Raw genomic sequence first — 2,402 nt, 5'->3', positions numbered from 1 at the left:
GGGCGAGGGCGATCTCGTCATCACCGACGTGCTGATGCCGGACGAGAGCGCCTTCGATCTCATCCCGCGAGTGAAGAAGCTCCGCCCCGACCTCCCCATCATCGTGATGAGCGCGCAGAACACCTTCATGACCGCGATCACAGCGGCGGAACGCGGCGCTTACGAATATCTGCCCAAGCCCTTCGACCTGAACGAGCTCGTCGCCGTGGTCGGCCGGGCGCTCGCCGAGCCGCGCAGAAAAGGTCAGCGCCTCTCGGCCGAGGCGCAGGAAGGCCTGCCCCTTATCGGCCGCTGCCCGGCGATGCAGGACATCTACCGCGTGCTCGCCCGCCTCACCCAGACCGACCTTACGGTGATGATCACGGGCGAATCCGGCACCGGCAAGGAGCTCGTCGCCCGCGCGCTGCACGAATACGGCAAGCGCCGCAACGGCCCGTTCGTCGCCATCAACATGGCGGCGATCCCGCGCGAGCTGATCGAGTCCGAGCTGTTCGGCCACGAGAAGGGCGCCTTCACCGGAGCGCAGAACCGTCACATCGGCCGCTTCGAGCAGGCGGAAGGCGGCACACTCTTTCTCGACGAGATCGGCGACATGCCGATGGAGGCGCAGACGAGGCTGCTGCGCGTGCTCCAGGAGGGCGAATACACGACTGTCGGCGGCCGCACGCCGATCAGGACCAATGTCCGCATCATCGCCGCCACCAATCGCGACCTCCAGCAACAGATCGACCAGGGTCTATTCCGCGAGGATCTGTTCTACCGGCTGAACGTCGTGCCGCTCCGGCTTCCGCCCTTGCGCGAGCGCCTCGACGACATCCCCGATCTCGTTCGGCACTTCCTCGGCATTGCCGAGAAGGAGGGCCTGCCGCCGAAGAGTTTCGAGCCCGCCGCGATCGAGCGGCTGAAGCGCTACCACTGGCCTGGCAACGTGCGCGAGCTCGAGAACCTGGTGCGCCGGCTCTCGGCGATCTACGCGCAGGACATGGTGACCGTCGAGATGGTCGAGAACGAGCTTGCGAGCGCCGCCCGCGCTCCGTTCAACGACGCCGCGGAGCCGTCCGCCGATCTGTCCGATTCGGTCGAGCGCTTCCTTGCCGACTACTTCATGAGCTTCGGCCAGGACCTCCCGCCGTCGGGCCTCTACACGCGCATCCTGCGCAAGGTGGAGTTCCCCCTGATCACCGCCGCGCTTGCCGCGACGCGGGGCAATCAGATCCGGGCGGCCGATCTTCTCGGGCTCAACCGCAACACGTTGCGCAAGAAGATCCGCGACCTCGGCATCAAGGTCATCAGGACGCCGGGAACCTGACAGGGCGCCCTCGCTAAAATGTGACTCCGCTTGGCGATTCCGCCACGCGCCTGGAATCTTTATAAAAATCAGGACCTTGAGCCGGCGGTCCATTAACCTTGCCGGGCTGGACTCTGTGTGCCGATGGCCACACTTGTCGCCAAAGCGCCACATTGTGATTTTATTGCATCAGATGAGGCGGACACTCCCAAGTAGAACTGACGAAGGATCGGATTAAGGTCCCCCGGGAGACAGCAGGGGAAAGCGGTTGCGTGGCGTTTTCCAATCCTTGCCCAAAGCGGCCCGAAGTCTGGCGTTCTGGCGCCGGTCCAAAGTTATGAGCGACCCGAAAGTCGTCGACGAGATATCCGCGCCGCCAACCGCGGCGGCACAGCGCGACACCGTCCGTTCGCGGCGTCTGCCGTTCACGCTCGGCCTGATCACGATGGTCCTCTCGTTGATCTCGGGCCTCGCCACCTACGCCATCCTGACCGGGCTGACGCCGATCGTGCCGACCCATCTCGTCGTCGTGAGCGTGTTGCTCGTCAACCTTCTGCTCGTGCTCGCGATGCTCGTGATCATCGCCTGGCAGGTGGGCGGGCTCTGGCTCGCGCGGCGTCGCCAGGTCGCCGGCGCCCAACTTCATGCGCGCATCGTGAGCCTGTTCAGCGTAATCGCGGTCGCGCCGGCGATCTTGCTCGCCATCTTCGCCAGCATCTCGCTCGACCGCGGCCTCGATCATTGGTTCTCGGTCCGCACCAAGTCGATCATCCAGAACTCGATCGATGTGGCCACCGCCTATCTCCAGGAGCACGGTCAGGTGATCCGCACCGACACGCTCGGCATGGCCAAGGACATCGACGAGGCGGTCGAGCTCGTGCGCACGCAGCCGCAAGGATTCGGCACCTTTTTGAGCGCGCAAGCCGCGATCAGGGCGCTGCCCATGGCCTATCTCATCGACGGCGAGGGACGCGTGCTCGCCACCGCGGCGTCGATGCCCGAATACCCCTATCGCCCGCCGCCGAAGGAGGCGATGGACCTCGCCAAGAAGGGGCAGGTGATCGTGATCGCGCCGGGCCAGTCGAACCTCGTCGGCGCGATCAAGAGCCTCGAT

1 protein-coding gene and 1 pseudogene are annotated in these 2,402 nt (G+C 65.2%); both read left to right on the top strand.

Annotated features, from left to right (window positions below):
• Positions 1-1,309 (top strand): nitrogen regulation protein NR(I) (gene ntrC / locus VFB18_RS02755; RefSeq protein ID WP_324970834.1); only part of this gene is annotated, 1,309 nt, incomplete at its 5' end.
• 316 nt (positions 1,310-1,625) lie between these two features.
• Positions 1,626-2,402 (top strand): annotated as a pseudogene (locus VFB18_RS02750) (PAS domain-containing sensor histidine kinase); the annotation flags it as partial.

This window comes from Methyloceanibacter sp. (genome assembly GCF_035650995.1).
Taxonomy (GTDB): Bacteria; Pseudomonadota; Alphaproteobacteria; order Rhizobiales; family Methyloligellaceae; genus Methyloceanibacter.
Note: the sequence above shows the minus strand (reverse complement) of the source record. Positions and strands in the feature narration are given on the sequence as shown.